Annotated in this window: 25 protein-coding genes; 14 read left to right on the top strand and 11 right to left on the bottom strand. The window is 62.1% G+C overall.

Features of this window, described 5'->3' with window-relative positions:
• Positions 1 to 6: 6 nt before the first annotated feature.
• The 3 genes from ACN9MX_RS15290 (at position 7) to ACN9MX_RS15280 (ending at position 2,621) form a co-directional block, all read left to right on the top strand.
• The gene (locus ACN9MX_RS15290; protein ID WP_363829274.1) at positions 7 to 1,050 is read left to right on the top strand and encodes a DUF1214 domain-containing protein; all 1,044 of its coding nucleotides are present in this window, start codon (positions 7 to 9) and stop codon (positions 1,048 to 1,050) included.
• Between the two features lie 37 nt (positions 1,051 to 1,087).
• Entirely contained in the window at positions 1,088 to 2,251 is a 1,164-nt protein-coding gene (locus ACN9MX_RS15285; protein WP_363829272.1) for a sulfotransferase family protein, read from the top strand.
• 88 nt (positions 2,252 to 2,339) lie between these two features.
• Positions 2,340 to 2,621: an SDR family oxidoreductase gene (locus ACN9MX_RS15280; RefSeq protein ID WP_363829452.1), complete on the top strand. Its 282-nt coding sequence runs from the start codon at positions 2,340 to 2,342 to the stop codon at positions 2,619 to 2,621.
• A 44-nt stretch (positions 2,622 to 2,665) separates the two neighbouring features.
• Here ACN9MX_RS15280 and ACN9MX_RS15275 read toward each other — a convergent pair whose 3' ends face one another.
• On the bottom strand, positions 2,666 to 3,742 hold the full coding sequence (locus tag ACN9MX_RS15275) for a helix-turn-helix transcriptional regulator (protein ID WP_363736528.1): 1,077 nt from the start codon (positions 3,740 to 3,742) through the stop codon (positions 2,666 to 2,668).
• A 582-nt stretch (positions 3,743 to 4,324) separates the two neighbouring features.
• On the opposite strand from ACN9MX_RS15275, the gene ACN9MX_RS15270 reads away from it, so the two are divergent.
• From ACN9MX_RS15270 to ACN9MX_RS15245, 6 genes are all read left to right on the top strand, one after another.
• Positions 4,325 to 5,110 carry an SDR family NAD(P)-dependent oxidoreductase gene (locus ACN9MX_RS15270; RefSeq protein ID WP_363736527.1) on the top strand — a complete coding sequence of 262 codons (786 nt, stop codon included), beginning with the start codon at positions 4,325 to 4,327 and terminating at the stop codon, positions 5,108 to 5,110.
• The gene (locus ACN9MX_RS15265; RefSeq protein ID WP_363829267.1) at positions 5,107 to 6,756 is read left to right on the top strand and encodes an AMP-binding protein; all 1,650 of its coding nucleotides are present in this window, start codon (positions 5,107 to 5,109) and stop codon (positions 6,754 to 6,756) included. The genes ACN9MX_RS15270 and ACN9MX_RS15265 overlap by 4 nt, the downstream gene beginning before the upstream one ends.
• Positions 6,753 to 7,844 carry a tartrate dehydrogenase gene (locus tag ACN9MX_RS15260; protein ID WP_363829265.1) on the top strand — a complete coding sequence of 364 codons (1,092 nt, stop codon included), beginning with the start codon at positions 6,753 to 6,755 and terminating at the stop codon, positions 7,842 to 7,844. Before ACN9MX_RS15265 ends, ACN9MX_RS15260 begins: the two co-directional genes overlap by 4 nt.
• A 56-nt stretch (positions 7,845 to 7,900) precedes the next feature.
• A complete protein-coding gene (locus tag ACN9MX_RS15255; protein ID WP_363829263.1) occupies positions 7,901 to 9,091 on the top strand; it encodes an acyl-CoA dehydrogenase family protein in 1,191 nt (396 codons plus the stop codon).
• Between the two features lie 89 nt (positions 9,092 to 9,180).
• On the top strand, positions 9,181 to 9,621 hold the full coding sequence (locus ACN9MX_RS15250) for a limonene-1,2-epoxide hydrolase family protein (RefSeq protein ID WP_363829260.1): 441 nt from the start codon (positions 9,181 to 9,183) through the stop codon (positions 9,619 to 9,621).
• A gap of 3 nt (positions 9,622 to 9,624) precedes the next feature.
• Positions 9,625 to 10,035, top strand: coding sequence for a nuclear transport factor 2 family protein (locus tag ACN9MX_RS15245; RefSeq protein ID WP_363829257.1), 411 nt, complete (start codon positions 9,625 to 9,627; stop codon positions 10,033 to 10,035).
• On the opposite strand, the gene ACN9MX_RS15240 is transcribed toward ACN9MX_RS15245, so the two are convergent.
• Together ACN9MX_RS15240 and ACN9MX_RS15235 are read right to left on the bottom strand one after the other, a co-directional pair.
• On the bottom strand, positions 10,008 to 10,949 hold the full coding sequence (locus tag ACN9MX_RS15240) for a TauD/TfdA dioxygenase family protein (protein WP_363829254.1): 942 nt from the start codon (positions 10,947 to 10,949) through the stop codon (positions 10,008 to 10,010). The two genes, ACN9MX_RS15245 and ACN9MX_RS15240, sit on opposite strands and share 28 nt — an antisense overlap.
• Positions 10,946 to 12,688: an N-acyl-D-amino-acid deacylase family protein gene (locus ACN9MX_RS15235; protein WP_363829251.1), complete on the bottom strand. Its 1,743-nt coding sequence runs from the start codon at positions 12,686 to 12,688 to the stop codon at positions 10,946 to 10,948. The genes ACN9MX_RS15240 and ACN9MX_RS15235 overlap by 4 nt, the downstream gene beginning before the upstream one ends.
• 62 nt (positions 12,689 to 12,750) lie before the next feature.
• Here ACN9MX_RS15235 and ACN9MX_RS15230 point away from each other — a divergent pair, with 62 nt between their 5' ends.
• Both ACN9MX_RS15230 and ACN9MX_RS15225 read left to right on the top strand, forming a co-directional pair.
• Complete coding sequence (locus tag ACN9MX_RS15230) at positions 12,751 to 13,395, top strand: TetR/AcrR family transcriptional regulator (RefSeq protein WP_363829248.1); 645 nt, start codon at positions 12,751 to 12,753, stop codon at positions 13,393 to 13,395.
• 99 nt (positions 13,396 to 13,494) lie between these two features.
• The gene (locus ACN9MX_RS15225) at positions 13,495 to 14,367 is read left to right on the top strand and encodes a VOC family protein (RefSeq protein WP_363829245.1); all 873 of its coding nucleotides are present in this window, start codon (positions 13,495 to 13,497) and stop codon (positions 14,365 to 14,367) included.
• 145 nt (positions 14,368 to 14,512) lie between these two features.
• Here the strand turns inward: ACN9MX_RS15225 and ACN9MX_RS15220 are convergent, their stop codons facing one another.
• Genes ACN9MX_RS15220 through ACN9MX_RS15210 form a run of 3 tightly spaced genes read right to left on the bottom strand, consistent with a single transcriptional unit; the run spans position 14,513 to position 17,134 of the window.
• On the bottom strand, positions 14,513 to 14,749 hold the full coding sequence (locus ACN9MX_RS15220) for a ferredoxin (RefSeq protein WP_363736515.1): 237 nt from the start codon (positions 14,747 to 14,749) through the stop codon (positions 14,513 to 14,515).
• A 31-nt stretch (positions 14,750 to 14,780) separates the two neighbouring features.
• Positions 14,781 to 15,890: a Rieske 2Fe-2S domain-containing protein gene (locus ACN9MX_RS15215; RefSeq protein ID WP_363736514.1), complete on the bottom strand. Its 1,110-nt coding sequence runs from the start codon at positions 15,888 to 15,890 to the stop codon at positions 14,781 to 14,783.
• 41 nt (positions 15,891 to 15,931) lie between these two features.
• Positions 15,932 to 17,134: a cytochrome P450 gene (locus ACN9MX_RS15210; RefSeq protein WP_363829243.1), complete on the bottom strand. Its 1,203-nt coding sequence runs from the start codon at positions 17,132 to 17,134 to the stop codon at positions 15,932 to 15,934.
• 154 nt (positions 17,135 to 17,288) lie between these two features.
• Between ACN9MX_RS15210 and ACN9MX_RS15205 the strand changes: the two genes are divergently transcribed.
• From ACN9MX_RS15205 to ACN9MX_RS15195, 3 genes are read left to right on the top strand one after another with little or no spacing between them, the layout of a single operon-like run.
• A complete protein-coding gene (locus ACN9MX_RS15205; RefSeq protein WP_363736511.1) occupies positions 17,289 to 17,774 on the top strand; it encodes a nuclear transport factor 2 family protein in 486 nt (161 codons plus the stop codon).
• Between the two features lie 43 nt (positions 17,775 to 17,817).
• Positions 17,818 to 19,548 (top strand): FAD-dependent oxidoreductase, encoded by a 1,731-nt coding sequence (locus tag ACN9MX_RS15200; protein WP_363736510.1) that lies wholly within the window; start codon positions 17,818 to 17,820, stop codon positions 19,546 to 19,548.
• On the top strand, positions 19,538 to 21,352 hold the full coding sequence (locus ACN9MX_RS15195; protein WP_363829241.1) for an FAD-binding protein: 1,815 nt from the start codon (positions 19,538 to 19,540) through the stop codon (positions 21,350 to 21,352). Before ACN9MX_RS15200 ends, ACN9MX_RS15195 begins: the two co-directional genes overlap by 11 nt.
• Positions 21,353 to 21,494: 142 nt before the next feature.
• On the opposite strand, the gene ACN9MX_RS15190 is transcribed toward ACN9MX_RS15195, so the two are convergent.
• The 5 genes from ACN9MX_RS15190 to ACN9MX_RS15170 form a co-directional block, all read right to left on the bottom strand.
• On the bottom strand, positions 21,495 to 21,806 hold the full coding sequence (locus ACN9MX_RS15190; RefSeq protein WP_133651476.1) for a hypothetical protein: 312 nt from the start codon (positions 21,804 to 21,806) through the stop codon (positions 21,495 to 21,497).
• Between the two features lie 93 nt (positions 21,807 to 21,899).
• Positions 21,900 to 22,865, bottom strand: a complete 966-nt coding sequence (locus ACN9MX_RS15185; RefSeq protein WP_363829239.1) for an acyl-CoA dehydrogenase family protein — start codon at positions 22,863 to 22,865, stop codon at positions 21,900 to 21,902.
• Complete coding sequence (locus ACN9MX_RS15180; protein ID WP_363829238.1) at positions 22,862 to 24,007, bottom strand: acyl-CoA dehydrogenase family protein; 1,146 nt, start codon at positions 24,005 to 24,007, stop codon at positions 22,862 to 22,864. Before ACN9MX_RS15180 ends, ACN9MX_RS15185 begins: the two co-directional genes overlap by 4 nt.
• A 3-nt stretch (positions 24,008 to 24,010) precedes the next feature.
• Positions 24,011 to 24,937 (bottom strand): acyl-CoA dehydrogenase family protein, encoded by a 927-nt coding sequence (locus tag ACN9MX_RS15175; RefSeq protein ID WP_363736503.1) that lies wholly within the window; start codon positions 24,935 to 24,937, stop codon positions 24,011 to 24,013.
• Positions 24,938 to 24,941: 4 nt separating this feature from the next.
• Entirely contained in the window at positions 24,942 to 26,078 is a 1,137-nt protein-coding gene (locus ACN9MX_RS15170; RefSeq protein ID WP_133651472.1) for an acyl-CoA dehydrogenase family protein, read from the bottom strand.
• Positions 26,079 to 26,246 lie beyond the last annotated feature (168 nt).

The raw sequence follows: 26,246 nt of genomic DNA, 5'->3' as shown, positions 1-26,246 counted from the left end.
GCCCATGTGGCCTTCAACATCGCCATCTCGCCCCGACACAACTTTCCCTTTTTCGACAGGCATCCCTTTCATCATCCGGTTGCCTATAGCTGGGGACTGTGCTGCCCCGACTTTCACTATCGTCATGCATTTGTCGACGGCGCGCGCAGCTACAGGATCACGGGCCGCCGCGGCAGTTCCCCCTGGAACGAGTTTCACCTGATGTCGGAATTCTGGGGTGATCCTGACTATGTGCAGGCCGGCGCCTGGGATCTTGATGATTTCGAAATAGCGGATGATGGCCGCTTCGAGATCATCCTGTCGGCCGAGCATCATGACGGCAACTGGATTCCGCTGGATGCGAACCATCACAATTACATGATCGTGGTGCGCGATGCCATTTGCGACTGGGCCCGCGACCAGCCCTGCGAAGTGACCATAGAAACGATCGACCGGGATCCGAAGGATATCGGCTTCATAGACGAAGCCGATCTTTACCGGCGTATCGGCAAGGCGCGCAATTTCGTCATTGCTTCCGCCAGGCACTGGGTCCAGCGGACGCAAGATATTGTCGATGACGTCGGCTTTAACCAGTTCTGGGAGGGGCGCGAACAGAATCTGGGCGGTATCCAGCATGCCGGCTACCATTTCATGGTCTTCGACATCGACGACGGGGAAGCATTGGTCATTGAGGTCGAGATCCCGCGCAGAGCCCGTTTCTGGGCGATCCAGCTCGCGGATCTTTGCCAGCACACGCTCGATTACATGAATCACCAGTCGTCGCTCAACATGATGCAGGCGGATGTCGATCCGGACGGCAAGGCGCGTTTCGTCCTTTCCCTGTCCGATCCGGGCGTTCCCAATTGGCTGGACAGCGCCGGCAACAGGCGCGGCATCGCCGCATGGCGCTGGGTCCATGCCGATTTCGTGCCGCGGTCGACGGTGACGAAAGTCGCCCTGGCTGACCTGCACGACCATTTGCATCCCGATGGCCGAAGGATCTCGCCGGCGGAACGGGAAGCAACGATCGAAGCGCGCAGGAGCGGCGTCAAGCGGCTTTACGGGCTTTGAAGCCGATCCGCGGCAGGCGCAAGGAAGGAGACGGAATTTGAACAGGATAGCGGATGCGCGCGCGCTGATGCATGGCGCAGAACTGGAAACCGGACGATCGGACTGGGATGCGCCATTTACGGGAAACCCGCTGGAGCCACTGACCATATTGGTTGATGACCTGAATACGACGGCCCGTCTCCATGAACTGGGTGCTCGTCGCATCTATCGGCAAATACATGAAAATCTGTGCTCGCGGCTCGTCTACCTGGACGACCGCAAAAGATTGAAGGGGGTTGGGGACGAGCCGATCGACAGCCCGGTCTTCATCCTCGGTCTTCCCCGGTCAGGGACGACATTCCTGCACAATCTGTTGGGTTCTGATCCTGACAACCGTGCGCCGCGCATGTTCGAAATGCTGTCGCCCGGGCCGAAGGATCCCGATCCCATGCATTGGGCGTTGCGACTGCAACGGGCGCGGGAAAGCGCGCAGTTCAACGGGCTGATGGATGATGACTGGCAGGGCGTGCACCCCAGCGATGCCGATCGGGCGGAAGAATGTCCGTTCATGTGGGAAATGTTTCTGCAATCGGTCAACTATGCAGCGCGCGCGCATATTCCGAATTTCGAGCGCCATGTCTTCTCCCGGGATTTCGCGCCGCTTTATCGGGAACAGCGCGCCCTGCTCCAATATCTGCAATATGGCGAGCCGCGTCGCCGGTGGATCCTCAAGACGCCGATCCACGTGCGCTTCCTGCAGGAGATCATCGATGTCTTTCCCGACGCGCTGTTCGTGCATTGCCACCGCGATACGGCGAAAATCTATCCTTCCATGGGCAGCCTGACCTCCATCCTGCATTCGAAGCATGGCGATCAACCTCCCGGCTCGGCCGCGGTGATCCAGGATTATGATGGAACCTGGGTTGATGCGCTGGCCTTCCGCAAGCGCCCTGGCATGGCCGATCGGTTCATCGATATCCAGTTCGTGGACCTGCAGGCCGACCCCATGGCGACCGTCGATAGCATCTACCGCCATTTCGGCATCGCGACCGACGACGGCCGACGGCAGGTGATGCGGCATTGGCTGGAGGAAGACAGGCGCATCAGGGCGGGCCGCAGCCATCACGCCTACACCCTGGAAAGCGCCGGCCTGACGCTCGACGACATAGACCGGATGACCGGGGACTATTTGCGGGCTTTCTCAGTGCCGCTCGAACGCTGAGACCATTTACGGACATATTTGCGGAACTTGGAACCAGAGTGGTGGTGGGCCGCACCGCCGGAAAGATCGAGGAGGTCGTTGACACGATCTGCGGGGCAGGGGGCAGGCCATTGCCTGCACGGCCACCGTCAGCCGCGAAGACGATGTGGCGCATCCGATGCAGAGGTTCGGAACGATGGATGAGATCGCGGCAGCGACCGTCTGGCTCCGTTCCGATGAGTCAAGCTATGTGACGGGTCAGATATTGCCGGTCGAGGGCGGCTATACGGCATCATGCCTTACCGTGACAGCGCCGCCCGGAACGCAATATGACAGCTATCAGGCCGAGCATCAGGCATCAAATAAGATGGAGCGCGCTGCGTTGGATTAAACGCAGTGCGCTCCAGGCTGTCCGGGAACGGACAGGGTGATCTCCTATTGCAGCGGCGTCGAACTCATGCGCCCCAGCGGGACCAGGCTGTTGGCCAGCAGCGACACCAGTTGCGCCTGTCGCGACACGTCCGCCTTGGCGAACATCGAACGCAGATGCGCACGCGCCGTGTTGTGACGGATATTGAGTTGGGATTCGACGTCCTTCAGGCACAGACCCTTGGCCAGCCCGACCGCGAGATTGGCCTCCGTCGCGGTGAAGGAGAAAAGCTGCTGCAGCAATTTCTTGTCCGCTTCGCCGACTATTTCCTTGACCCGCAGGAAGATCAAGGCGGATGTCTCCGTCTCGCCGGAAATCATGGAACTGTGCCGCCGTGAACTGACGACGAGATGCAGGCGACGGTCGTCATCCCCGCTGTTGATCAGCATCGCCCGCGAACCGGCCGGCTCCTTCTCGCACAAAGCCGCCCGGAGCGCCTGCTGGAAGGCGCCATCGTCGGTGCGGTCCACGGCCCGCAGCCCGCGCGCCGTCAGTTCCAGACCGACGCCTTCATCCAGCGCATCCTGAGCCGTCTGATTCAGCAGGACATGGCTGCCCGCGCGGTTGATGAGAATGGCCGCAATGCCCAGGCTGTCCAGCGCCTCTGTCTGGAACTGGCTGACGACCTTGCTTTGCATATTCTGGCGACGAAGCGCCATGGCGCGACGGAAATGCTCCGCAATCTGCCGGAAACTGTCCAGGTCTGCGGACCGGAATTCCGAATCTTCAAAACCCCTGCTGCAATTGAGCGTATATTGGGCATCATCGATCACATCGACGCATACGGTCGCTGTCACCGCGATATCATATCGCTGCAACAATTTGGAGCATTGAACGGCATTGCTGACAAGGCGCCAGTCGATGACGGTGGTTTCGCCTGGCTTGAGATCCTGCGGTAGCAGTTCCCGGGAATTTATCTGTTCCCACTCGCGAATGGAGTCTTCGGTCGCATGAGGTCCTGAGGCGAAAAGATATTGCCGATGGGTCTTGGATTGCTGCGCGATGCGCAGGCAGGCCACATTGGCCCCCAGATAGCCCCGAAGGATGTCGAGCGCCTCAGGCCAGGCGTCGTCGTCGTCCACGCTGCGATATATTGCTGAGATAAGGGCGTCGTAGGAAATGCTGCTTTGGGAAGCAGGAAATTTCAATTGGGCTACCGCCATGCGTGCCTCTCCTATCGTGCTTACCGGCGTTGCCCTCGGCAGGCCCACCGAATCTTGCCATGCATTTAAATGCACATGAATGGAGAATTATGTCAATATGGCTTGGCATCCTTTTGTACGGTCCTGCGCCACGGTTCTCCTTATCCCAATATTCTCGATATCCCGCTGAAAACAGCCATTATGCCAGAATGTCCTTGCTGCATGGCAGCATTTTTTGTTCCCGAACCGCGCAGCACCAATCTCGGCTTTATATCCATATATTTACAAATATGGTCATTTAACGCCGTTGCCGCACGGCTGGCCGCGTGCCGCCTAGTTCAGTTGGACGAGGCGCATATCCGTGCGGCGTCTATGCCTCTGGCAGCCGCGACGCGGCACGTTCGGCCGATATGAACGGTCGGCTTGCGAACTGAATTCTGATCCTTGGGGATATTTGTACATGATCGGGCAAAAGGACGACTCCAACGTGCACCTTTCCTGCTTTCTCCATGGAGACGGCCAATGAGCGTTCAGGACCGGAAAGTCGCCATATTGACGGGAGCGGGAACGGGAATAGGCCTGGCGACGGCGCGTACGCTCGTCGCCAACGACGTCCGCATCGTCGCCGTGGGCCGCACGCGCGAGTCGCTTCAGCAGGTCGAGGACGAACTGGGGAGCGACTCCGTCGCCCTGCATGTCGCCGACATCACGGCGGCAGAGGCACCGGCGGCCTCAGTGGCCATGGCGATCGAGCGGTTCGGTCGTCTCGACTATCTCGTCAACAATGCAGGCAAGGGCAAGCCATCGCCCGTGCATGAAACCACGGACGAGATACTGGACGATTTCCTGGACGTGCTGCTGCGCGCGCCCTTCCGTTACTGTCGGGAGGCGATCGCCGTGATGAAGCCGGGTTCCGCCATCGTGAACGTGTCCTCGACCTTTTCGATCCTCGGTGGTCTGCGCGGCGGCGCCTATTCGGCGGCGAAGGCCGGCATCAATGGCCTGACCCTGCACATGGCGGCGCAATATGGCTTTGAGGGCATTCGCAGCAACGTCGTCGCGCCGGGCGTCACCGAAACGCCGATGACAGCCTATAATTGGGAGAATGAAGTCTTCCGGCGGATGAATTTCGAGATGACGCCGATGAACCGGACCTGCACGGCAGAGGACATCGCCAACGCGATCTGGTTCCTGCTGTCGGATCAGGCGGGCTTCATCAACGGTCAGATCCTGGCCGTGGACGGCGGCTGGACCACCACCAAATTCCTGAGCGAGGAAGCGCGTCTCGCCGAAAGGGTCGCGAAATGACGCCAGCGCAATCCGGCATCACCCGTCGCGTCGTGGATGGCTGGTCGATCAGGCACGACCCCGACCGCGAAGCGCAGGCGCGCGCGGGCGGCTGGTGGCTCGACACGACCATCGGCGAAGCGGCGGCCCGGCTTGCCGCGCAGGAGCCCGAACGGGTGCTGCTGATCGATGGAGAGATCCGGTTGACGGCGGGCGACCTCTATCAATCGGCACGCCGCCTGGCGGACGCCATGCGGCGGCGCGGCATCGGGCGGGGCGATGTGGTCTCCTTCATGCTGCCCAACTGGCATGAGGCCTGCGTCGTCTATCTCGCCACGGCATTGATCGGCGCCGTCAGCCACCCGCTGGTCACCAATTTCCGCAACGCCGAACTGCTGTTCATGCTTTCCGATTGCAAGAGCAGCGCGATCTTCATTCCCGCCAAGTTTCGTCGCGTCGATTATCGGACCATGATGGCGGAAGTGGGCGCGCAGATGGAAAGTCCGCCGCTTGTCGTCGTCCTGCGCGGCGATCCGGGCGATGGCGTGGGATATGATCAACTGGTCGCGGAGGGCAGTCCCGAGGCGACGTTCGATCTGGTCGATCCGGGCGCCGTGCGGATGATCCTGTACACGTCGGGCACCACCGGTCGTCCAAAGGGTGTGCTGCACACGCATAACACGATCAATGCGGATATCGTCCAGCTTCACCGTTTCTGGAACCGGGGGGAGGATGCGCGCTATCTGGTCGCGTCTCCGGTCAGCCATATCGGCGGATCGCTCTATGCCTTCGAGATGCCGCTTCTGTACCGCACCAGCGCGGTGCTGATGGACATGTGGGACGGCGCGACCGCCGCAAGGCTCATCGAGCAGGAGCAATGCACGCACATGGCGGGCGCCACGCCTTTCCTGCAGCATTTGCTGGACGCCTGCCGGGTTTCCGGCGCCTGTCTTCCCAGCCTGCGTATCTTCATCTGCGGTGGCGCTTCGGTGCCGCCGTCTCTGATCCGCGAGGCGACCGAATGGTTCGATAACTGCATCGCCACCCGCGTTTATGGTTCGACCGAGGTGCCCACCATCACATTGGGGTCGATCGATGCGGGCGACACCGACCATGCGGCTGAAACCGATGGAAAGATCGGCGCGGCCACGGTGATCATCCCCGCCGCCGACGCGGAAGGCGTGGGTGAACTGCTCGCCAAGGGGCCGCAGATGCTGGTCGGCTATCATAATATCGAGGATGAGGCCGCCGCGTTCGACGAGGCGGGCTATTTCCGCATGGGCGACCTTGGTCGCATCGTGGACGAAGATTATGTCGTCATTACCGGCCGGCAGAAGGATATCATCATCCGCAACGGCGAGAATATCAGCCCCAAGGAAATCGAGGATCTTCTGACGCTCCATCCCGATGTCGCGGAAGTGTCGGTCGTAGGGATTCCGAGCGAGAAGACGGGAGAGATGGCCTGCGCGGTCGTTCTGCCGGCAAGTTCCGCAAGGCCGACATGCGCCGACTTTGCTGCCTTCCTGGCGGATTTCGGCATTGCCAAGCTCAAATTTCCTGAACATGTCGTCTTTCGCAACGATCTGCCCCGCAATGCGACGGGCAAGGTCCTGAAGCATGTGCTGAGGGACGAGATATTGGCCGACATGGCGGGAGGCGCCGCGTGAAGCGGTACTCCATCGCGGTCATTCCAGGAGACGGCATAGGCAAGGAAGTGATGCCCGAAGGCATTCGGGTGCTGGACCGCGCCGCCGATATCTTCGGCTTTTCCTTCGACTGGCATCATTTTGACTGGAGTTGCGAAACCTGGCACGCGACGGGCGCGATGATGCCCGACGACGGCATCGACCGCCTGTCGCAACATGATGCCATCTACCTTGGCGCGGTCGGTTATCCGGGTGTTCCCGACCATATTTCCCTATGGGGCCTGCTGATCCCGATCAGGCGCGAATTCGACCAATATGTGAATTTGCGGCCGGTGCGATTGCTGCCCGGCATCGATTGCCCGCTGAAGGGCAAGCAGCCCGGAGACGTCGATTTCTGGGTCGTCCGGGAAAATACCGAGGGCGAATATTCGCGCCTGGGCGGCAGGAGCGGGAGCGGGGAAAACGAGTCCGTCATCCAGACCGCCCTGTTCACCCGGCGCGGCACCGATCGCATCCTGCGCTACGCCTTCGACCTCGCGCGTCGGCTGGATCGCCGCCATGTGTCCTCGGCGACCAAGTCGAATGGACTGTTCTATTCGATGCCCTTCTGGGACGAGCGCTTTGCCGCGATTGCGGCGGAATATCCCGACGTGCGGACAGACAGCCATCATATCGACATCATGGCGGCGCGCTTCGTGATGAAGCCTGAACAGTTCGACGTCGTTGTCGGGTCCAACCTGTTCGGGGACATATTGTCCGACCTTGGGCCCGGCTGTACCGGCACGATCGCCGTCGCGCCTTCCGCCAATCTCAATCCGGAAGGTCTTCATCCCTCCATGTTCGAGCCGGTTCATGGTTCTGCACCGGACATCGCCGGGCGCAACATCGCCAATCCGATCGGGCAGATCTGGGCCGGGGCGATGATGCTGGACCATCTGGGGCAACAGGCGGCGGGCGCCGCCATCCTGCAAGCCATTGGCGACGCCCTGCTGGCCGGGGACGCGCTGACGCCGGACCTTGGCGGCCTGGCATCGACGCAGGACCTGGGCGCTGCGGTGGAGGCGAGGCTTTCTTTGCTCGCGGGTGATTGCAAACGTCCGAACGGATGATGGTGGGCGGCAGTCCGGGGCGTAGGTCATCAGGAAACAGTATTTGGGAGTGATCCATGTCGGCTGTCCACGCTGATACCAAGAACGAAACCATCCCGTCGGTCGAGCAGCTTGTCGATCGGACGCGCGCCTTGATCCCGCTGCTGCGGGAGCGTGCCGCGGAGGATGAGGCGAACCGGACGGTGAATCCGGACACGGTCCGGCGAATGAACGAGGCCGGATTGTTCCGCGTCCTTCAGCCGCGCCGCTGGGGCGGCTATGAGCTTGGCCAGCGCGCCTTTGCCGAGGTGCAGATCGCACTGGGCGAGGGCGACATGTCCGTGGCCTGGATCTATGGCGTGATCGGCCTGCACAGCCTGCACATCGGCCTGATGGATGACCGCGCGGCGCAGGACGTCTGGGGCAACGACAGCTCGGTGCTGGTCGCCTCGCCCTATATGCCGGGCGGCACGGCGACGCCTGTCGAGGGTGGCTTCGAATTTTCCGGTCGCTGGTCCTATTCCAGCGGCAGCGAGCATTGCGACTGGACCTTCCTGGGCGGTTTCGTCAATGGCGATCCGACCGACTATCGCGCCTTCCTGCTGCCCAGGGCGGATGCGAAGATCGTCGACACCTGGCGCACAACCGGCCTGGCCGCGACGGGCAGCCACGACGTCGTGGTGGAAAAGGCCTTCATCCCCGAATATCGGACACATAAATTCATCGACGGCTTCAACGGGACCAGCCCGGGCCGGCAGTGGAATGACAACCCCCTCTATCGCATGCCCTTCATGCTCGTGTTCATGCGGGGGATCACCAACGGCCAGATTGGCGCGCTGCAACACTTCCTCGACCTGTTCAAGGCCTATGCCAAGGACAAGGTATTCATGGGCAGCAAGACCGCCAAGGATCCCGACGCGCAGCTGGCGGTGGCATCGGCCGAAGCGGGCATAGACGAGATGAAGAAGGTGATGTTCGCCAATTTCGAGATCATGCAGGACTATGCGGAGCGCGACGAGATGCCGCCGCTGGACATGCGGCACATGATGCGGTTCCAGAGCGCGAGCGTCGCCGACCGCTGCGTCAAGCTGGCCGAAGGCATGCTGACGGTCGCGGGCGGCGGCGGCGTGTACGACACGTCCAACATGGGCCGCATCTATCGCAACATGTTGACCGGGCGTCAGCATGCCGCAGCCCAGTACCGCATCTACGGACGCACCTATGGCGACAAGCTGATGGGCGGCGAACCGTTCGACATGATGCTCTGAGCGGCAGGGTCCGGGATTCGGCGGACCGCAACGTCCCCGGTCGGACCCTGTTTTCGCACGCGCTTCGGCTGTGATGAAGGGAGAGGAAGATGAGTGGCAAGACCAGAGCGGTACTCAATCTCGTCGAAGCATGGGCGCGCCGCGACATCGACTTCATGATGGCGCAATTTGCCGATGATGCGATATTCGAGAATGTGCCGATGGACCTGATCGTCGGCAAGGACGACATACGGGCAGCCAATCAGGCCTTCATGGCCATGTATCGGGAGGCGCCATGGGAAATCCATCATATTGTGGAAGCGGCCGATGGCACGGTGCTGACGGAACGGTCCGACATATTCATCCTCAATGACGGACGCAGGACAGAATGTCGCGTGATGGGCGCCTTCACGGTGAACGACGACAATCTCATCGTGCATTGGCGGGATTATTTCGATCTTGCGGACTGGAACCGGCAGCTGGGGGCGGATCCGGATTTCGGCCGTAAGGGGTATCGGCAAACGGAAATGGCCACCACGGCTGGGGAGTGATCCATGTTGAAGGACATGTTCGTCGAAATGGCCAAGGGGCGGGAAACGCCGGCTGGCGACAGAATTCGCGACCTCGTCACCCGGTATCTCGCGACCTTTGCGACGGGCGACATAGAGGCGCGCGTCGCTTTATTCGCGCCTGATGGGTCATTCGAGGACCCGGTCGGTACCCCGCCCATGGTCGGCCATGACGCGTTGCGCGCCTTCTTCTCTCAGGGCAGCGCCATGAAAATATCCGCCGAACTGGAACGGATCGCCATTTGCGGCAATGAGGCCGCCTTCGCCTTTCGCGCCCGGCTGGACGCGGGGGAGGGTGGACAGGTCACCATCCACCCGTTCGAGACGCTGGTGATGAACGATGACGGCCTCATTGCTCAGATGCGCGCCTATTTCGACGCCGGCTCCATAAGCTGATTTTCGGGAACAGACAGGAAATCCGGCAGGCCCTTGACGCTGATGCGATAATTCAGCCGTGCCTTGTCCGGCGCGTCGGAATATTCGATGGGCGTTGCCCGGTGCATCACCGACAGATTGTCCCACAGCAGCACGTCGCCCGGCATCAATTTATAGTCCTGCACGAATATCGGCGCCGACGCATGGCCTTTCAGATCGTCCAGAAGCGCCAGTCCTTCCGCTTCGTCCATCCCCTCCACCGCGAAGGCGGAACCACCCAGCCCGTATAGCGCCTTCACGCCCGTAACCGGATGCGTGCGCACCAGAGGATGGAGGACAGGCGCGGGTATGTCCACATGACGCTGCATGTCTTCGGGCAGATCCTGCGGACGAATGATCGTCTCATCCTTTCCCGGCTGCGCGGCGCTGACGCCATGATGTACGCGCAGCCCGTCAATGCGATCCCGCATGTCTTTCGGCAGGGTCGCATAGGCGGCGACCAGATCGGCAAAGAGCGTCTCGCCGCCCTCCGCAGGCGCCTTTACCCCAAGCAGCATGGTGACGGTCGCCACCTCATCTTCATAGGAGCTGTCGCAATGCCAGTGGGACGCGACGTTGCGCATGAAGGCCGGCACGGACCCCGAATTGGACTGGACGATCATCTCGGGATGCTCGCCATGCCGATTGCTGCGGGAGACGAGCAGGACGGGCCGCCCCCAGCGCTTGCCGAAGGCCACATATTGATCGTTGGACATGGCCTGCCCCGGCACGACGAGGATCCGGTTCTGGAAAAGGGCGTCGGCCAGGCCGCGCAACAGGGCGTCGTCCGCATGGTTAAGGTCGATGCCGACCGCCCGGACGCCAAAGGCGCCCGGCAGTGGTTCAAGGACGAGGTCCTGGTTCGTCCTGTCCTGCATTTCGACCCCGCCGTTCACGCTGCGGCGCCCATGGGGATATGGGCGTCGGTGGGTGCGCTACGCGTGCCACGCACCAGCTTCCCGGGCAGCGCGCCCGTGTGGATGCCGTCGCGATAGGTGACGCTCCCCGACACCAGCGTCGCGACATAGCCCTGCGCTTCCTGCCGCAACCGCTTGCCGCCGGCGGGAAGGTCCGCCTGGATTTGTGGACGGTGCAGCACGATCTTTTCGGGATCGAGAATGTTGATATCGGCCTTGTAGCCGGGCGCGATCCTGCCGCGATCGAGCAGGCCGACCGATTCCGCGGGCTGGCTGGTCAGCGACCGGACCAGCCGGGGCAGGTCCAGCCCCTCCCGGCCCAGGCGATTGGCCAGCATGTAGGTGGGATAGGCAGCGTCGCAGATCATCGCATAATGGGCGCCGCCGTCACCCAACGCCACGATCATATTATCCTCCCCGATCAACGCCGACGTCCGTTCGACGGTATCGCGGACATTGCTGCCATAGGCGCAAAGAATCGCCCGGCCTTCGCTTTCCAGCAAGGCATCGTAGATGACGTCGGCAAGGGGACGGCCGCTCCGCGCGGCTTCAGCCTGAAGACTTTCCTCCTCGGCGAAATCATAATTTGCCGGCTCGCCGAGGCGATAGAGGGTCAGCCCCGCCTTTAGCAGGCCGACAAAGGCGGGATTGGGGTCTTCCGGCTCCTCTGAAAGGAGGCGGGCGCGCAGCGCGGGGTCCCGCATTTTTCCGACCTTCTCGGCCAGCGGCAGGTCCGCCAGGGCGCGGTAGCTGGGGTTGAGGCTGAAAGGATGGAAGCTCAGATCGAGTCCGAAAAGGACACCCATCGCGCGGGGCAGGAACTGGCCGTTCAGACGCAGGCCCTTATCCTGCGCCGTGCGAATCGCATTCACATAAATGTCCCAGTTCGCGGGGTTGCCCGGCATGGGGATGAGGCTGAAATTGACCGGACGTCCGCATTCCTGCGCTATGGCCTCCAACATCCCAACCTCGTCTGTGCCGTTGCCGTCGATGTCGGGAATGCATTGGAAGACGCCGTCTCCCGCGTCCTTCAATCCGGCTGCCAGCGCCTTCAGTTCGGCTAGTTCGGAACGAACGCTGGGCGCGAGCTTCCCGTTGCGGAACCGATGGAACAGGTTGCGTGACGTCGACACGCCGAGAGCGCCCGCCTGGATCGCCTCCGCGACCAGCCTGCGCATATGGCCCAGATCCTGCTCGTTCGCCGGCTCCAGATCGGCCCCGCGTTCCCCCATGACAAAGACCCGCAGGGGCGAATGCGGGATCTGCGTGGCGAAATCGACGTCGCTCTGGCGCTGTTCCAGCGCGTCGAGATAGTCGGGGAAGCTTGTCCAGTTGAACGGCACGCCGGCGGCCATCACGACATGAGGAATGTCCTCCACCCCTTCCATCAGGCGGATCATGAGATCCTCGTCCCCTTTCCGGCACGGGGCGAAGCCGACGCCGCAATTCCCCATGACGACGGTGGTGACACCATGGTTCGAGGACGGCGCCATCCGGCTTTCCCAGGTGATCTGACCGTCATAATGAGTGTGGACGTCGACGAAGCCGGGCGTCACGATCAGGCCGCTGGCGTCGATTTCCTCTTCCGCGGTGCCATGAATCTGTCCGACCTTGACGATCAGGCCGTCCTGTATCGCCACGTCGGCCGCCACAGCCTTGCCGCCGCTTCCATCGACGACGGTTCCGCCGCGGATGATCAGTTGATAATCAGCGCTCATCGGACTCGCTCTCCACATGTGGGTTGTTATTAGTCAGTGATCACTATCTAAAGGACATGCAATTGGCAGGCAAGGGGACGCGGAACAAAATAGAAGATGGCGCAGGCGGTCGCCGCCGTCGTGGTTCGGCCGAGGTCCGGTCGCTCATTCTGGATTCCGCCCGCGCCCTGTTCGCGGCCGACGGCCTGGCAGGCACGACCACCAGGACCATTGCAGAAGGCGCCGGTGTCGCCGAGGCCCTGATTTTCCGCCATTTCGAATCCAAGGCGAAATTGTTCGAAGCGGCGATCATCGAACCGTTCAAGACTGTCTTTACCGCTTTCCTGCAGAGCATGGACGTGGAGGCTGAGGGCAAGGAAGCGCGTAGCCTTTCCACCATGCAGGCGCTCTTCCTGTTCCTCAGGGAGAATGCCGACCTCCTCCAGGCGCTGGCGAAGTCGGCGACCGCTGGCGATCTACCCCTGTCCCATGCCCTCGACGATTATTTTCTCGCTGCCGAGAAGAGGGTAAGGCTGTTCTACCGCGATGAGGATGGAGGCTATGACATCCCGCCGGCCATATTCGTGCGCTATGCCTTTGGCATGGTGGCGGCCGCGGTCCTGTTCGAAGGATGGTTTTTCCCGGACGAACCACTCGACAATGACATGGCCGCCGCGATCCTGGCCCGCATGAGCTACAAGGCGATCCTGCCTGCGAGGGATAATTAGCCGGCAAGCCCCTATCCTTGTCTTTTCGGACGATTGCCGCCGCCGCGATGCGCGCTAGGCGCGCTGATGAGAACCGTCGTCCGGAGCAAGGAACAGGACATGAAGATCGCTGAATTGGGCTATCTGCTGGTTGGAGCACCGGAGGTTGCCGAATGGAAATTCTACGCTGAAAAGGTTCTGGGGGCCATGGCTCTGGATGGACCGGCGGGCGCGCTCTACGTGAAGATCGATCACCGCGCCTTTCGCATCGCGATCCTGCCGGACCAGGACAATGGCCTGATCGCCAGCGGCTGGCTTGTCCAGACGGAGGATGACTTCCATGCGGCGAGGGCCGAACTGACGGATGGTGGCGTCGAACTGGTCGAAGGAACGGCGGAAGGCGCGCAGATAAGGCAGGTCCAGGGATATTTTTCCTTCAAGGATCCCGAAGGTCACAGCCATGAACTGGCCTGGGGCCCGATATCGGATTTCCAGCCCTTCGTCTCCCCCGCTGCCGTCAGCGGCTTTGTGACCGGTGATATGGGCCTTGGTCATGTCGTGCTCACGGCAGTCAAGGATTTCAAGGCCGAAGCCGACTTCTGGACCAGCCTTGGCGGCTTTTCTCTGTCGGATATCCTGCATGTCCCCATGCCGGACGGGAAGGCCAGGGTGCATTTCCTGCATTGCCGCAATCGGCGGCAGCACAGTCTCGCCTTTGGCGAACTTCCCATACCGGGGGGCTGCATCCACATCATGCTGGAGGTCGGGAGCATCGACGATGTCGGCCGGTGCCTGGACCGGGTCGCGGAACATGGCGTCAAGGTGACCGCCACATTGGGCCGCCATGTCAATGACGACATGATTTCCTTCTACATGATGACACCGGCGGGCTTTTCGCTCGAATATGGCTTTGGCGGAAAGCAGATGGACTGGTCGGAACATGTCGTGTTCGAAACGACACGGGGCAGCGATTGGGGCCACAAATTCCAGTGATCGCGGGTTGAGCAAGCCACGTGCTGTACCGGACCGCCTGAAGCGGTCCGGTACAGCACGAAAACTTCAGAAACAAAAATCCGGCAGGAAGGGACATAAACGTCCGTTTCTGCCGGATTTAACATTTTAGCGCATTAAAGTCGGATCAAGTGCTGCGCGGCGTCTTCTTGACCTGCTGTCCTTCGGCATCGAACATCTTGATAACGCGCTCGGGGCAGGCGAGCGAGCCGCGGAAGGCCGCGACTTCCTCGCCCTCCGGCACGTCGAAGCCCGTCGTGGCGATATAGCCGCTCTCATCCAGCTTGAAGAGGTGCGGGGCGACGTTCGCGCAACGCGCATGGCCGACGCACTGGTCCTTGTCGATTACGATCCGATATTTCATGATTGCTCTCTATATGGTGGTCCGGGATGGATCAGCCGGCTATCGCAGCTTCCAGTATTTCCTTGCGCGCGCCGCCATCCTCCGCGCTGGGGACGCCCGGAATGATGTAGCGACCTTCGCTGCGGGCCAGAATGTCGGCCGCTGCGGAGCGCGGATTGTAGAACTGCCTGTACCAGGTCCTGACTTTCAGGAAATTGCCGTCGCCCGGCATTTGCATCGGCCTGAAACACGGCATCTTGTTCGACCAGATCTCGAAATCCTGCGCGAACGCGTCGCAACTCATCTGCTGTTGCGCCTTCGCCGTCGCGATGTCCTCCTCGGTGGGGTTCCTGTCGCTGGGCTTGCTCAGGACCGCATGCCATACGAACACGGATCCGTCATCGATCGGCGTGTGACAGATGAACATGATGGAATCATTGGCATTGTTCGCCACATAGCGGGAAAGCAGGATGCCCGGCCCCGTATAATATGTGTTGAATTCCGACATGCCTGCATCCGCGCCGAGCAATTCATGGCGTCCGCCCAGCAGTTGCTGCGCGACATGGCCGTGAAGGATCGTTTCGAAATAATAGAATTTGGTCGTGGCATGCACGGGCGCCAGATGCTGGATGTCGCCGATATTGTCGACAACCTCGATCGGATGGAGGTTCATCGATCCCAGATGGTCGATGTCCCATTTCACATAATGGGGATCATCCCATTCGGGGATGGCGGGCAGGTCATAGTCCGGTTCGCCCCCCTCCGGATCATGCCAGTGGAACACGACGCCATAACGCTCCACGACCTTGAAGGATTTCAGTTTGGCGAGCGGCGGAATCTTGTCGGAATAGGGAATCTTGTTGCAGACGCCGTCCGGCCCGAAGCGCCAGCCATGATAAGGGCAGTGGATCGATTCACCCTCAATTTGTTTGCCCTGCTGGGCCATGAACGAGGTCGAACTCTTGCCGATATGGGTGTTCATATGAGGGCAATAGGCGCTCACCATGTGCAGCTGGCCGCTCTCGCCCCGGTAGATCACCATGTCCTGTCCGAAAAAACGGACCGAATAGGGCGCTTTTCCGATCTTGCTGGCTTCTGCGACCATGAACCATCCGCGCGGGAAGGTGAATTCCCCCAGACCATATTCCGCAGTTGTCGCCATTTTACTCTCCTGAAGGTCCGCTATGATTGCCGCCTGTGCGGTCAGACCGTGATCTCGATCTTCTTGAAGCCGGCGATCGTGCCGATATCGTCGCCCAGTTCGACGCCGCCGTCGACCAGCTTGTAATTGGGCGCTTTTTCCAGCAGGACCTGGAACATGGTCTTGGCCTCCAGTCGCGCCAGATGCGAACCCAGGCAACGGTGTGGCCCGACGCCGAAGGAGAAATGACGGATATTTTCCCGGCGGAAGTCGATCTCATGGGGATTTTCATAGTCGTCGGGATCGCGATTGGCCGCGGCCCAGGACATGAACACCTGTTCTTCAGGCTTGATGACATGGCCCGCCACGGTGATTTCCTTGGTCGCGCGGCGTGAATTGCCTTGCGTTGGCGGGAAAACGCGCAGGAATTCCTCTATGGCGTTGTCCAGAAGCTCGGGATGATCGATCAGCTCCTGACGGCGCTCCGGATTGCGCGCGAGATAGACGCTGGCCATGCCGAACAGCGCCTGCGTGGTGTCCAGCCCGCCGCCCAGCATGATGAGGATGAAGCTGTCAATCTCATCGACGCGCAGCTTCCGCCCGGCCATGTCCACATTATAGAGATATTCGATGACGCTGCCGGGAACCGGATCGTCCTTCAGACGGCGGATTTCGGTCCGCATGCGATCGATCATCACCGCCATGTCCTTCAGGCGCTCTTCCATGGGAAGGCGGCTGTAGATGAGCTGGTGGAGCGGCGGCGCATAATGCTGCCAGTCCTCCGGCGGCAGGCCCGCCAGCTTGAGCGTCATGATGCCCGTGAGCGGCAGGGCGAAGTCCCATTTGAGGTCACCGCCGCCCTTGGCGACGATCTTGTCCATCAGCTCGTCGGCCACCTGGCGGACATAGGCCGCGTGCAGCTTGACCTTGTTGGGCGAAAACAGCGGATTGAGGATGGCGCGATAGTCGTAGAGTTCGGGCGGATCGACATTGATGGGGATCATCAGCGTCGGTTCGAGCGCAGGGATCACCTCCGCCGGCCAGTTGGAGAAAACGTCGGCGTTCTTGGCGACCTCCAGGCAATCCTCCGCCTTCGTCGCGACATAGAAGCCGCCATATTGGGTGCTGTGGGTGAAGGGGCTTTTGCCGCGCATGTGCATCAGGATGTCGATCGAATTGCTGCGATATTCCTCGCTATGATGATCGAAATCACTGGCGAGCTTGTCCAGCGTCGCTTCGGAAAGGTCTTTGGTAAGCTCGAACACAAATAGCTCCCTTAAGGAAGGTCTGATATGGCCTGTCCACTAGCACGGGGAACGGCGAATGTGTGTCGTCCACTCGGACGAGGCATCGGCAAAGATTTTTCCCCTATGTCGGATGATGCCCAACAAGGCTGAAAAATCCGCGGGAGAGAGTTTCATGCCGTCAGCACCCCGCACGCTGGACGACCTGGTCGCCATCCACAGCGTGTCGCAGCTCAAGGCTCGTTATTTCCGGTTCATGGACACCAAGCAGTGGGACTTGTGGGAAGCGCTGTACACGCCGGACGCGGTGCTGGATGCGCGCGACGACGGGCCGGCGATGGCAAAGCTGGGCTTCCCGGCGCCGCCGGCCGACGCGCTGCTGTTCCGCACGGCAAAGGGCATTCGCCAGGCCGTGTCCACGGCGCTGGAGGGGGTTCGCACCGTCCATCACGGGCATATGGGAGAATTCGAAATATTGGCGCCGGATCGGATCAAGGCCATCTGGGCGATGCAGGACATCATTCGATATCCGGCAGGTGCGCCCACGCCGATACGGGGCTTCGACGGGTTCGGCCATTATGAGGATCATTATGTGTACCGCGATGACAAATGGCTGATCGAGAGCGTGAAGCTGACCCGGCTCGTCCTGATGCCCGTTTGACCCTGATGCCTGTTTGACGATGTCGCGCTATGAAGGAGCCGGGATGGCTGAAATGATGGAATATGACGTTCTCGTCGTGGGGTCGGGCGCGGGCGGGATGGTGTCGGCGCTGCGCGCCCACGATCTTGGCCTGCGGGTGGCGGTGATCGAAAAGGCCGATCGCTTCGGGGGCACGAGCGCCGTGTCCGGCGGCGGCATCTGGATTCCCAATAATCCCGCCATCGCGCAGAATGACAGTACCGAACTGGCCATGGAATATCTGCGCGCCTGCACCAAGGGGCGGGTGCCTGACGCGAAGCTGCAGTCCTATGTCGTGAACGGCCCCCGGCTGCTTGACGAACTGGCGAAGTGGAAGGTCGGCTATTTCAGCGTGCCTGGCTATGCCGACTATATGCCCTGGCTGCCGGGCGCGTTGCAGACCGGCGGCAGAACCATGATGCCGTTGCCGTTCGACGGGCGGCTCCTGGGAGACGAGATCTTCAAGATGCGTGAACCCCACCCGACGCACAAGGTGCTGGGTCGCATGCAGATCGACCTGACGGAAATGGGGCCGCTCATCCGCCGCAACAGTACCTGGTGGCTGACGGCAGGCAAATTGGTGTTCCGTTACCTGCGCGACATGCCGTTCCGTCTGAAGAGCAGGCGGGACCGTCGGTTGACGACGGGCAACGCCATGATCGGCGCGCTGCGCAAGGCGATGATGGACAGGGACATTCCCCTGTTGCTCGACACCCGACTTGTCGGCTTCACCGAGGAAACGGGCAGGGTGACTGGCGCCACGGTGTCCAGGCGCGGGCGCACCTATGATATCAGAGCGTCGAAGGGAGTCATCGTTGCGTCGGGCGGTTTTGAAAAGAACCAGACGCTGCGCGACCGGCATATGCCCGTGCCTACGCCCGTCGATTTCAGTCTGACGCCAGGCCTGAACAACAGCGGAGACGCGCTGATCGCCGGCGAGGCGATCGGGGCGGACAGCGAATTCCTGGACCAGGCATGGTGGGTTCCGACGATGCGCGTTCCCGCGCCCGGCTTCAACAATGCGGACATGCGGGCGGCCTTCTTCATGGAGCGGGGCTATCCCCACACCATGTGCGTGAACAGAAATGGGGAGCGTTTCGTCAACGAAGCCATTTCCTACAATGATTTCGGCGCGGAGATGATCGCCGACCAACAGCGGACGGGCGCCAACACGCCATGCTGGATGATTTTCGACGCCACGGCGCGGTGGCGCTATCCGATCGGCGTTGTCATGCCTCCCGTCATCATGCCTGACATGCTCGTCCCCCGCGAATGGTGGGACAATGTGCTCTACAAGGCCGGTTCCATTCAGGAACTTGCCCGCAAGATCGAGGTCGATCCCGCAGTCCTGCAACGCAGCGTGGAGCGCATGAACGGCTTTGCCGAAAGAGGCGTGGACGAGGAGTTCCACCGCGGCGAAAATGCCTATGACATGGTCTTTGGCGATCCCCGCAACGCACCCAATCCCTGCCTCGGCAAGATTGAGAAGGCGCCCTTCTACGCGATCCCGGTCGACCTTGGCGACATCGGTACGAAGGGCGGGTTGCGCACGGACGAGAACGCCAATGTCCTTCGGCCGGACGGCACGCCCATCGAGGGGCTTTACGCGACCGGCAATGTGTCCGGCGCGGTCACCTATGATTCCTATCCGGGCGCGGGGGGCACGATCGGGCCGGCGATGGCCTTCGGCATGGTTGCCGCGGAACATATCGCGCAACGCAACAGCAACAGCATGGGAGCTCGGCATGGCGAGTGATGCGAACAGTGCGAGCGGCGCGCGCGAATTGGTGGACATGCGCGACGCATCCTCGTCCGTCGTGGACCTTCCGCTTGACGCCCGCGCGGCTGGGCCGGTCGACGCCGTCTATGATGCGATCGTCATCGGCTTTGGCCTTGCAGGCGCCAGCGCCGCGCTGGAGGCGGCCGAACAGGGACTGAAAATATTGTTGATCGACCGCTTTCAGGGCGGCGGCGCAAGCCAGATGAGCGGTGGCATCGTCTATGCGGGCGGCGGCACGCATGTCCAGAAATCCTGCGGTGTCGAGGATAGCCCGGCCGCCATGGCCGATTATCTGCGAAAGGAGGTTGGCGGCCTCGTTTCGGATGAAGCTGTTCAGCGCTTCTGCGATGACAGCCTGGAGACGCTGGGTTTCCTGGAAAGGCATGGCGTCAATTTCAGCGGTCCCAAGGCGCCCAAGAAAACATCCCACCCCACCGACCAATATTATCTCTATTTTTCCGACAATGGCACGGTGCCCGCCTATATGGGCCAGCACGCCCCGGCCGAGCGCGGCCATCGTACCAAAAATCCCGCCAAGGTCCCCGGTGCTCCGCCGCTGCCAGGAAAGAAGCCGCATGGCGGCTTTTCGGAAGGCGCCGACATGGGCTGGTATCTGATGGCCGCGATCAAGCAGGCGGTTGCGAAGAACCCGCTGATCACCGTGTTGCCGCAGGCCCGCGCCAGGCGGCTCATCGTAGAGGATGGCGTCGTGGTTGGCGTGCAGGTGGACGCCATTCCCCAGGGTGGCCTGAGCAGCCGGGTCCATCGTTGGGCCGAACGCCTTGCGAACAAGCTGACATTCCAGGTCATGCAGGTTCACCGTCCCTTCGCTGCCCTTTTCCGCTCTATCGAAAAGCTGTCTTCGCGCCTGCGCACATTCCGCGCGCGCCATGGCGTGGTCATTGCGGCGGGCGGTTACATCCGCAACCGGGCGATGATGGCCCGCTATGCCGCGCCCTATGTCCGGACGCTGCCGATCGGCTCTTTCGGTGATGATGGCGCGGGCATCCGCCTGGGCGCCTCCGCTGGGGGGGTCGGCGATCATCTCGACCGGATATCGGCATGGCGCTTCATCAACCCGCCCTATGACTGGACGAAGGGCGTCGTTATCGGCGCCTCGGGCGATCGACTGACGAATGAGGAGCAATATGGCGCGCATCTGTCGCGCGCCATCTATGAGCAGTCCGACGGTCGGGCATGGCTGGTGGTGGACGACGCGATCTGGCGCGCGGCGTTGCAGGAGGTCAATTCGGGCGACCTGTTCGAATTCCAGAAATTCCCCGTGAAGCAGGCGCAGAAGGGCGCGAAGAAGGCCGGCAGCATTGCCGAGCTGGCGGGCAAGATCGGGGTGCCGGCTGAGGCGATGGAGGCCGCCATAAGGGCCTATGGCGATGCGGCGCGGTCTGGCGCGCCCGATCCCATGGGCAAAAGCGACGCCTGTCGCCAGGCCTTTGGCCCGGGCCCCTACTATGCCATCAATCTTCGCCACGAAATGCCGATCAGCCCGATCACGGCCCTCAGCACCGGCGGGCTGCGCGTCGATGAACATTCGGGTGGCGTCCTGGACGAAAGGGGCCAGACCGTGCCCGGACTCTATGCTGCGGGACGTTCGGCCATTGGCATTCCCTCGAACAACTATGTCAGCGGTCTGTCGCTGGCCGATTGCACCTGGTCCGGCCGCCGCGCCGCCAGCGCGATAGTCAAGCGGTCCCGAGCGGACGGGCGGGGCGAAGGCAGGGATTCAGCCTTGTCGCCCGGTGCTGCGGCGGAGGCGGGATAGGGCGATTTTCCAGCGATCGGACCCGATCGTTGAAAATAGCGGGAAACAAGGAATCCGGCGCGGGATTCGATCTCATTCAATCAGATCGAAACCCGCGCCGGAGGATCGGTCTGACCTTCGTCCCGCTGTTCGGTGAACCGATCTAGTCGGTTCCCGTCCTGTCTGGCGCGATCCTTTCGGCTGGCCCCATGCGTTCCTCCCCGGAAAACAGCCGGTCAAGGCGGGCGCGAACCTCCTGCCGATATCCTTTCCTGTCGACCGGGCGAGCGGCTCCGATGATGATCTCGTCCCCGATGGCGGCCTTGATCCGGTTCAACGCGTCTTCATCCAGGATCCCCGCCCCTCGAAGTTCCACGCAGAGCTGAACCAGCCCCGCCGCCGTCGCCTGCGCTCTCAGGCCGACATTGGTCAGATCATGGTGCAGTTTCTTCTGATTACCGGCGCCGATCGACATGGCGGTTCCCGTCCTTGCAAGAGGTCAACAGCAGACCGAATGATCCATCGGGGGCATTCGATCCTGTTCGTCGTCATCTTCGCCTGATCTGGATCATTTGTGCTGCATCAGTCTCCGGCGGCTTTCGCTCAGTCCTCCGCAGGCGGCGTCGAGCAGGCGAGCGGCCTTCAGATAGAGGTGGGCGTCGCATTCCGCGCTGAAACCCATGCCGCCGTGCACCTGAATATTCGTGCCCGCATTCTCGCGCGCCGCCCGCAGGGCGAGGTTGAGCGCCGCATCGGCCTCTCGTTCCGCCTCCGCATGCCCCTCTGTGAAGGAGAGCGCGGCGAAAGTCGTCAATTCCTTGGCCGCGTGCGCCATGATCGCCATGTTGGCGCAATGATGCTTGACCGCCTGGAACGCCCCGATCGGCTGACCGAATTGTTCACGCACTTTCGCATATTCGACGCCGCGCTCGCAGCATTCGGCGGCGATCCCGGCGAGCAGCGCTGCGATCAAGAGCCTGCCGCGAACGGCTGTATCCCGGCTGGCGTCGAAAAGCAGCGGTTCTTCGACGGCAGTACGCAAAACGGGGCGTCCCCAATGCACGTCGTCATCGATCTCCAGCGTCCCATTGGCGCGGATCTCGACGCCTTCGCGGGTCATCGCGACGAGGTGGGTCGCCCCCTCCGCGTCGATCGCCCGGCCGACGCCCTGTGCATGGCCATGCAGTGCAAAGGCCGCGCGGGCTTCCCCCGCCAGCAGCGCCCCAACGGTATCGCTGTCGCCTGCCTTGTGGAAGGCATGGGCCGCGATCACCGTGGCGGGATAGTTTGTGGAGATCAACTGCCGCCCAAAATCCTGCGCGGCCAGAACTTCCTCCAGGGCGGAGAGGCCGATGCCGCCCGCCTCCTCCGGCACGCTGATGCCGAGCCAGCCCAAGTCGACAATGGATTGCCAGCGGTTCGGTTCGCCATCCGGGTCGTCGCGCAGACGCGAGACGGGCAAGACCGTCCGAACTGGCCGAGTAAAGCTGTCGACCAGCTCATGCGTATCGCCCAGGCTACGGAATATCGTCATGATTTGCCCCTCGGCAGTCCGAGAACCCGTTCGCCGATGATGTTGCGTTGAATTTCTGCCGTGCCACCCGCGATCGTCTCGGAAAACGCATCCAGATATTCGAAGGCCCAGCCATGGTCGCCGGCGAGCGCGGGCGAACCGATGCCGTACAGGTCGATCGCCGCATCGGACGCGCGCTTGGCGAGTTCGGCGAAATAGAGGCGGATCAGTGACCCTTCCGAACCGGGCGTGCCCGTTTCGCTGGCAAGGGCGAAGCTGTAGGACATGGCCCGCAGCGCCGCGGCATCCGCCAGCAGATCGGCCAGTCGGGGCGCGAGCATCGGGTCGGTGCAGTCCCGCGCCAGCCTTTCGATCTTGTCGACCAGCCCGATCTGAAGCGCGAGGGACGCGGTGCCCCGTTCGAAACCGAGCGTGGCCATCGCCGTTTTCCAGCCATTGTTCAGTCCGCCGACGACGGCCTGATCGATGGGCAGACGGACCTGATCGTAGAAGACCTCGCAGAATTTGGCCGGGCCCGCCATGGTTTCGATCGGACGGACGGTGATGCCCGGCAGGTTCATCGGGCAGATGACCCAGGTGATGCCCCGGTGCCGTTCCGACCCCGGTTCTGTTCGGATCAGCAGTTCCTGATAATCGGCAATGTCCGCATAGCTGCTCCAGATCTTCTGGCCGTCGATGATGATCTCGTCGCCCTCGACGCGTCCCTGCGTGCGCAGGCTGGCAAGGTCCGACCCTGAACCGGGCTCGGAAAAGCCCTGGCACCAGATCGCCTCGCCCGACAGGATCCTGGGCAGGTGAAAGGCCTTTTGCGCGTCGCTGCCGCAGGCGATGATCGTCGGCCCTGCATGGTTCACGCCGACGAAGGACGCATTATGGGTGCTGGGCGCCCCGGCGCGGGCATATTCCTCAAACCAGATGATCTGTTGCGCGACGGGGAGGCTGCGGCCGCCAAATTCGCTCGGCCATGTCAGGCCGGCCCAGCCGCCGTCATACATTTTCCGCTGCCAGTCCAGGACATAGCGGCGGGATTCAGGACCATCCAGCGGCGCGGCATGGTCGGGGATATTCGCCTCAAGCCAGTTCCTGGCCCCGGCCCGGAACGCGGCCAGCGCGTCATCTTCGGTGTTGAATGTGGTCGCCATGGGTCAGGCCGCGTCCGCCCAGCTCAGCTCGGCGGCCGCCCGTGCCTGCCCGCCGCTGCCGCCCAGTTCCCCGAGAAGCGCCTTGAGGCGGTAGGTCCAGAGATGCAGCGGAAATTCCAGCGTCAGGCCCATGGCGCCGCAGAATTGATGAAGATCATATGTGAAGAGCGGAATGGCGTCCTGCGCATAGGTGGCCGCCATCGCGCAGATGGCTTCATCGTCCGACCATGCGGCGCGCAGGGCGAGCCATTTCGTGGCATTGGCGGTGGACGCCGCCGTCGCGAGGCGATGCTGCACCGCCTGGAACGAACCCAATGCGCGGCCGAACTGCTTGCGCGTCTTCACATGCTCAAGCACGGTGTCCAGTGCCGCCTGCATCAGTCCGGCCGCTTCGACCGCGATCGACAGTCGCCAGCGGCGCAACACGGGGGCGACCATGTCGCGGCCGAAGCGCTGCACTGCAAGTCCATCGACGCTCTCCAGCCTGCCATAGGGATAGGCGAACAGGCTTTCGACCGGAACGACCCTGTCCGGGGTGAGGGAGATCAGGCTGACATTTTCATCTTCGACGACGATCAGGGAACGCGCGTGCGGCAGGAACCGCGCAGAACCGAGCGGCGAACCGCGCAGCATGGCCAGGGGGCGCTGCAGCGCGTCGATGGGGAACAGGGGGCCGACCAGCGCGGACGTCGCCACTTCGGCGCACAGCGGCAGCCGGGCGATGCGTTCGACGATCAGAGCCGCGTCAAGCGGCGAGAAGCCGTCTTCCCTGGCGATGTCCAGAAAGCCCGACGCCGCCAGTTCGGCATCCAGCGTTTCGGAAAAGGCGACAAAGGTCGCATGTTTGGGCGGCTCGATCTTCTGGGTGGTGATGAGCTGTTCCAGCCCGTCCAGAATGGCGGCCTGATTGTCGTCTGGTTCAAAGTTCACGGCTTTACTCGCTGGGAAGATCGAGGAAACGGCGGGCGGCAAGGTTGAGCTGGATCTCCGCGGCGCCGGAGGCGATGCCTGCCGCGATGGCGCGCTGGTGATGGGCCTGCTGCATGGGATCGTCGCCCAGCATGCCTTCGGGCATATATTCCAGCATGAAATCGGACACTGCATGGTCCGCCTGGACCACGGAAAAACGGGCAAGATTGCCGAATGCCGACGGCGGTGCGCCCTTGGCGCGCTCATCGACCACGCGATAGACCATCATCCGCGCCGCTTCGCATTTCGCCAGCACGCGGCCCGCCCGGTCCTTGATGACGGGGTCATCGAACCGGCCGTCGGCCTTCAGCTTGGCAATCGCCCGGTCCAGAATGCGTCGCGCGAAGGCGTAACGCGGAATGCCGATGCGTTCGTTCTGAAGCGCGTAGTTGATGATTTCCCACGCCTGCCCCTCGGCGCCGAGCCTGTTTTCCTCCGGCACGAAAACGTCGTCGAAGAAGAGTTCGTGAATGTCGCCCTCCCCGATCAGCGCGTCGATTTCCTTGACCTGGATACCCTTGCTGGTCATCGGGACCAGAAGGATCACGATGCCGGCCTTGCCGGTCCCCGTGCGGGCAAGCAGGAAACAATGATCCGCCAGCCCGGCATAGGAGGTCCAGACCTTCGCGCCGTTGACGACATATCCGCCGTCCACCTTTTCGGCGCGGGTCTGGAGGGAGGCGAGGTCGGATCCGGCCGACGGTTCGGAAAAGCCCTGGCACCAGATCACATCGCCCGCGACGATATCGGGAAGATAGCGCTGCTGCTGTTCCGGCGTGGCATAGCGCATCATCACCGGGCCGATCCAGTTGACGTTCATATATTGGGGGCCTCTGGGCTCGCCCGCCGCCCAGATCTCTTCCCCCAGGATGAAATGGTCCCACGACTTTCCGTCTTCGCCGCCGAACGCGCTCGGCCAATGGGGGATCAGCATGCCTTCCCCGGCCAATGTCTTGCAGAAGGACTTGGAGAATTCCGTCTGCTGCCGCGACCCCGGACCGTGCACGGCGATCTCGTTCCAGTCGGATGGAAGGCTTTCGTCCAGAAGCTTTCGGACCCGGTCCCTGTAACGGACCTCGTCCTCATTCCATCCAAACTCCATTCCAACTCTCCAGTTTCTCGATCACGGGGAAAAAGCGGCACCTGGAGATGCGGTTGGCACCGAAAGGTTCGGGGCACCACGTCTTATAGGACTATGACGGGTGGGCGGGCTGGTTTTACCGCTTGCTTCCGGACGTTCGCCTCGTGCCACGGGGTGCCGGCGCAACCC

The sequence above is a fragment of the Sphingobium sp. R-21 genome, from assembly GCF_049913335.1.
Taxonomy (GTDB): Bacteria; Pseudomonadota; Alphaproteobacteria; order Sphingomonadales; family Sphingomonadaceae; genus Sphingobium.
This window is presented reverse-complemented; position numbering and strand designations above follow the sequence as displayed.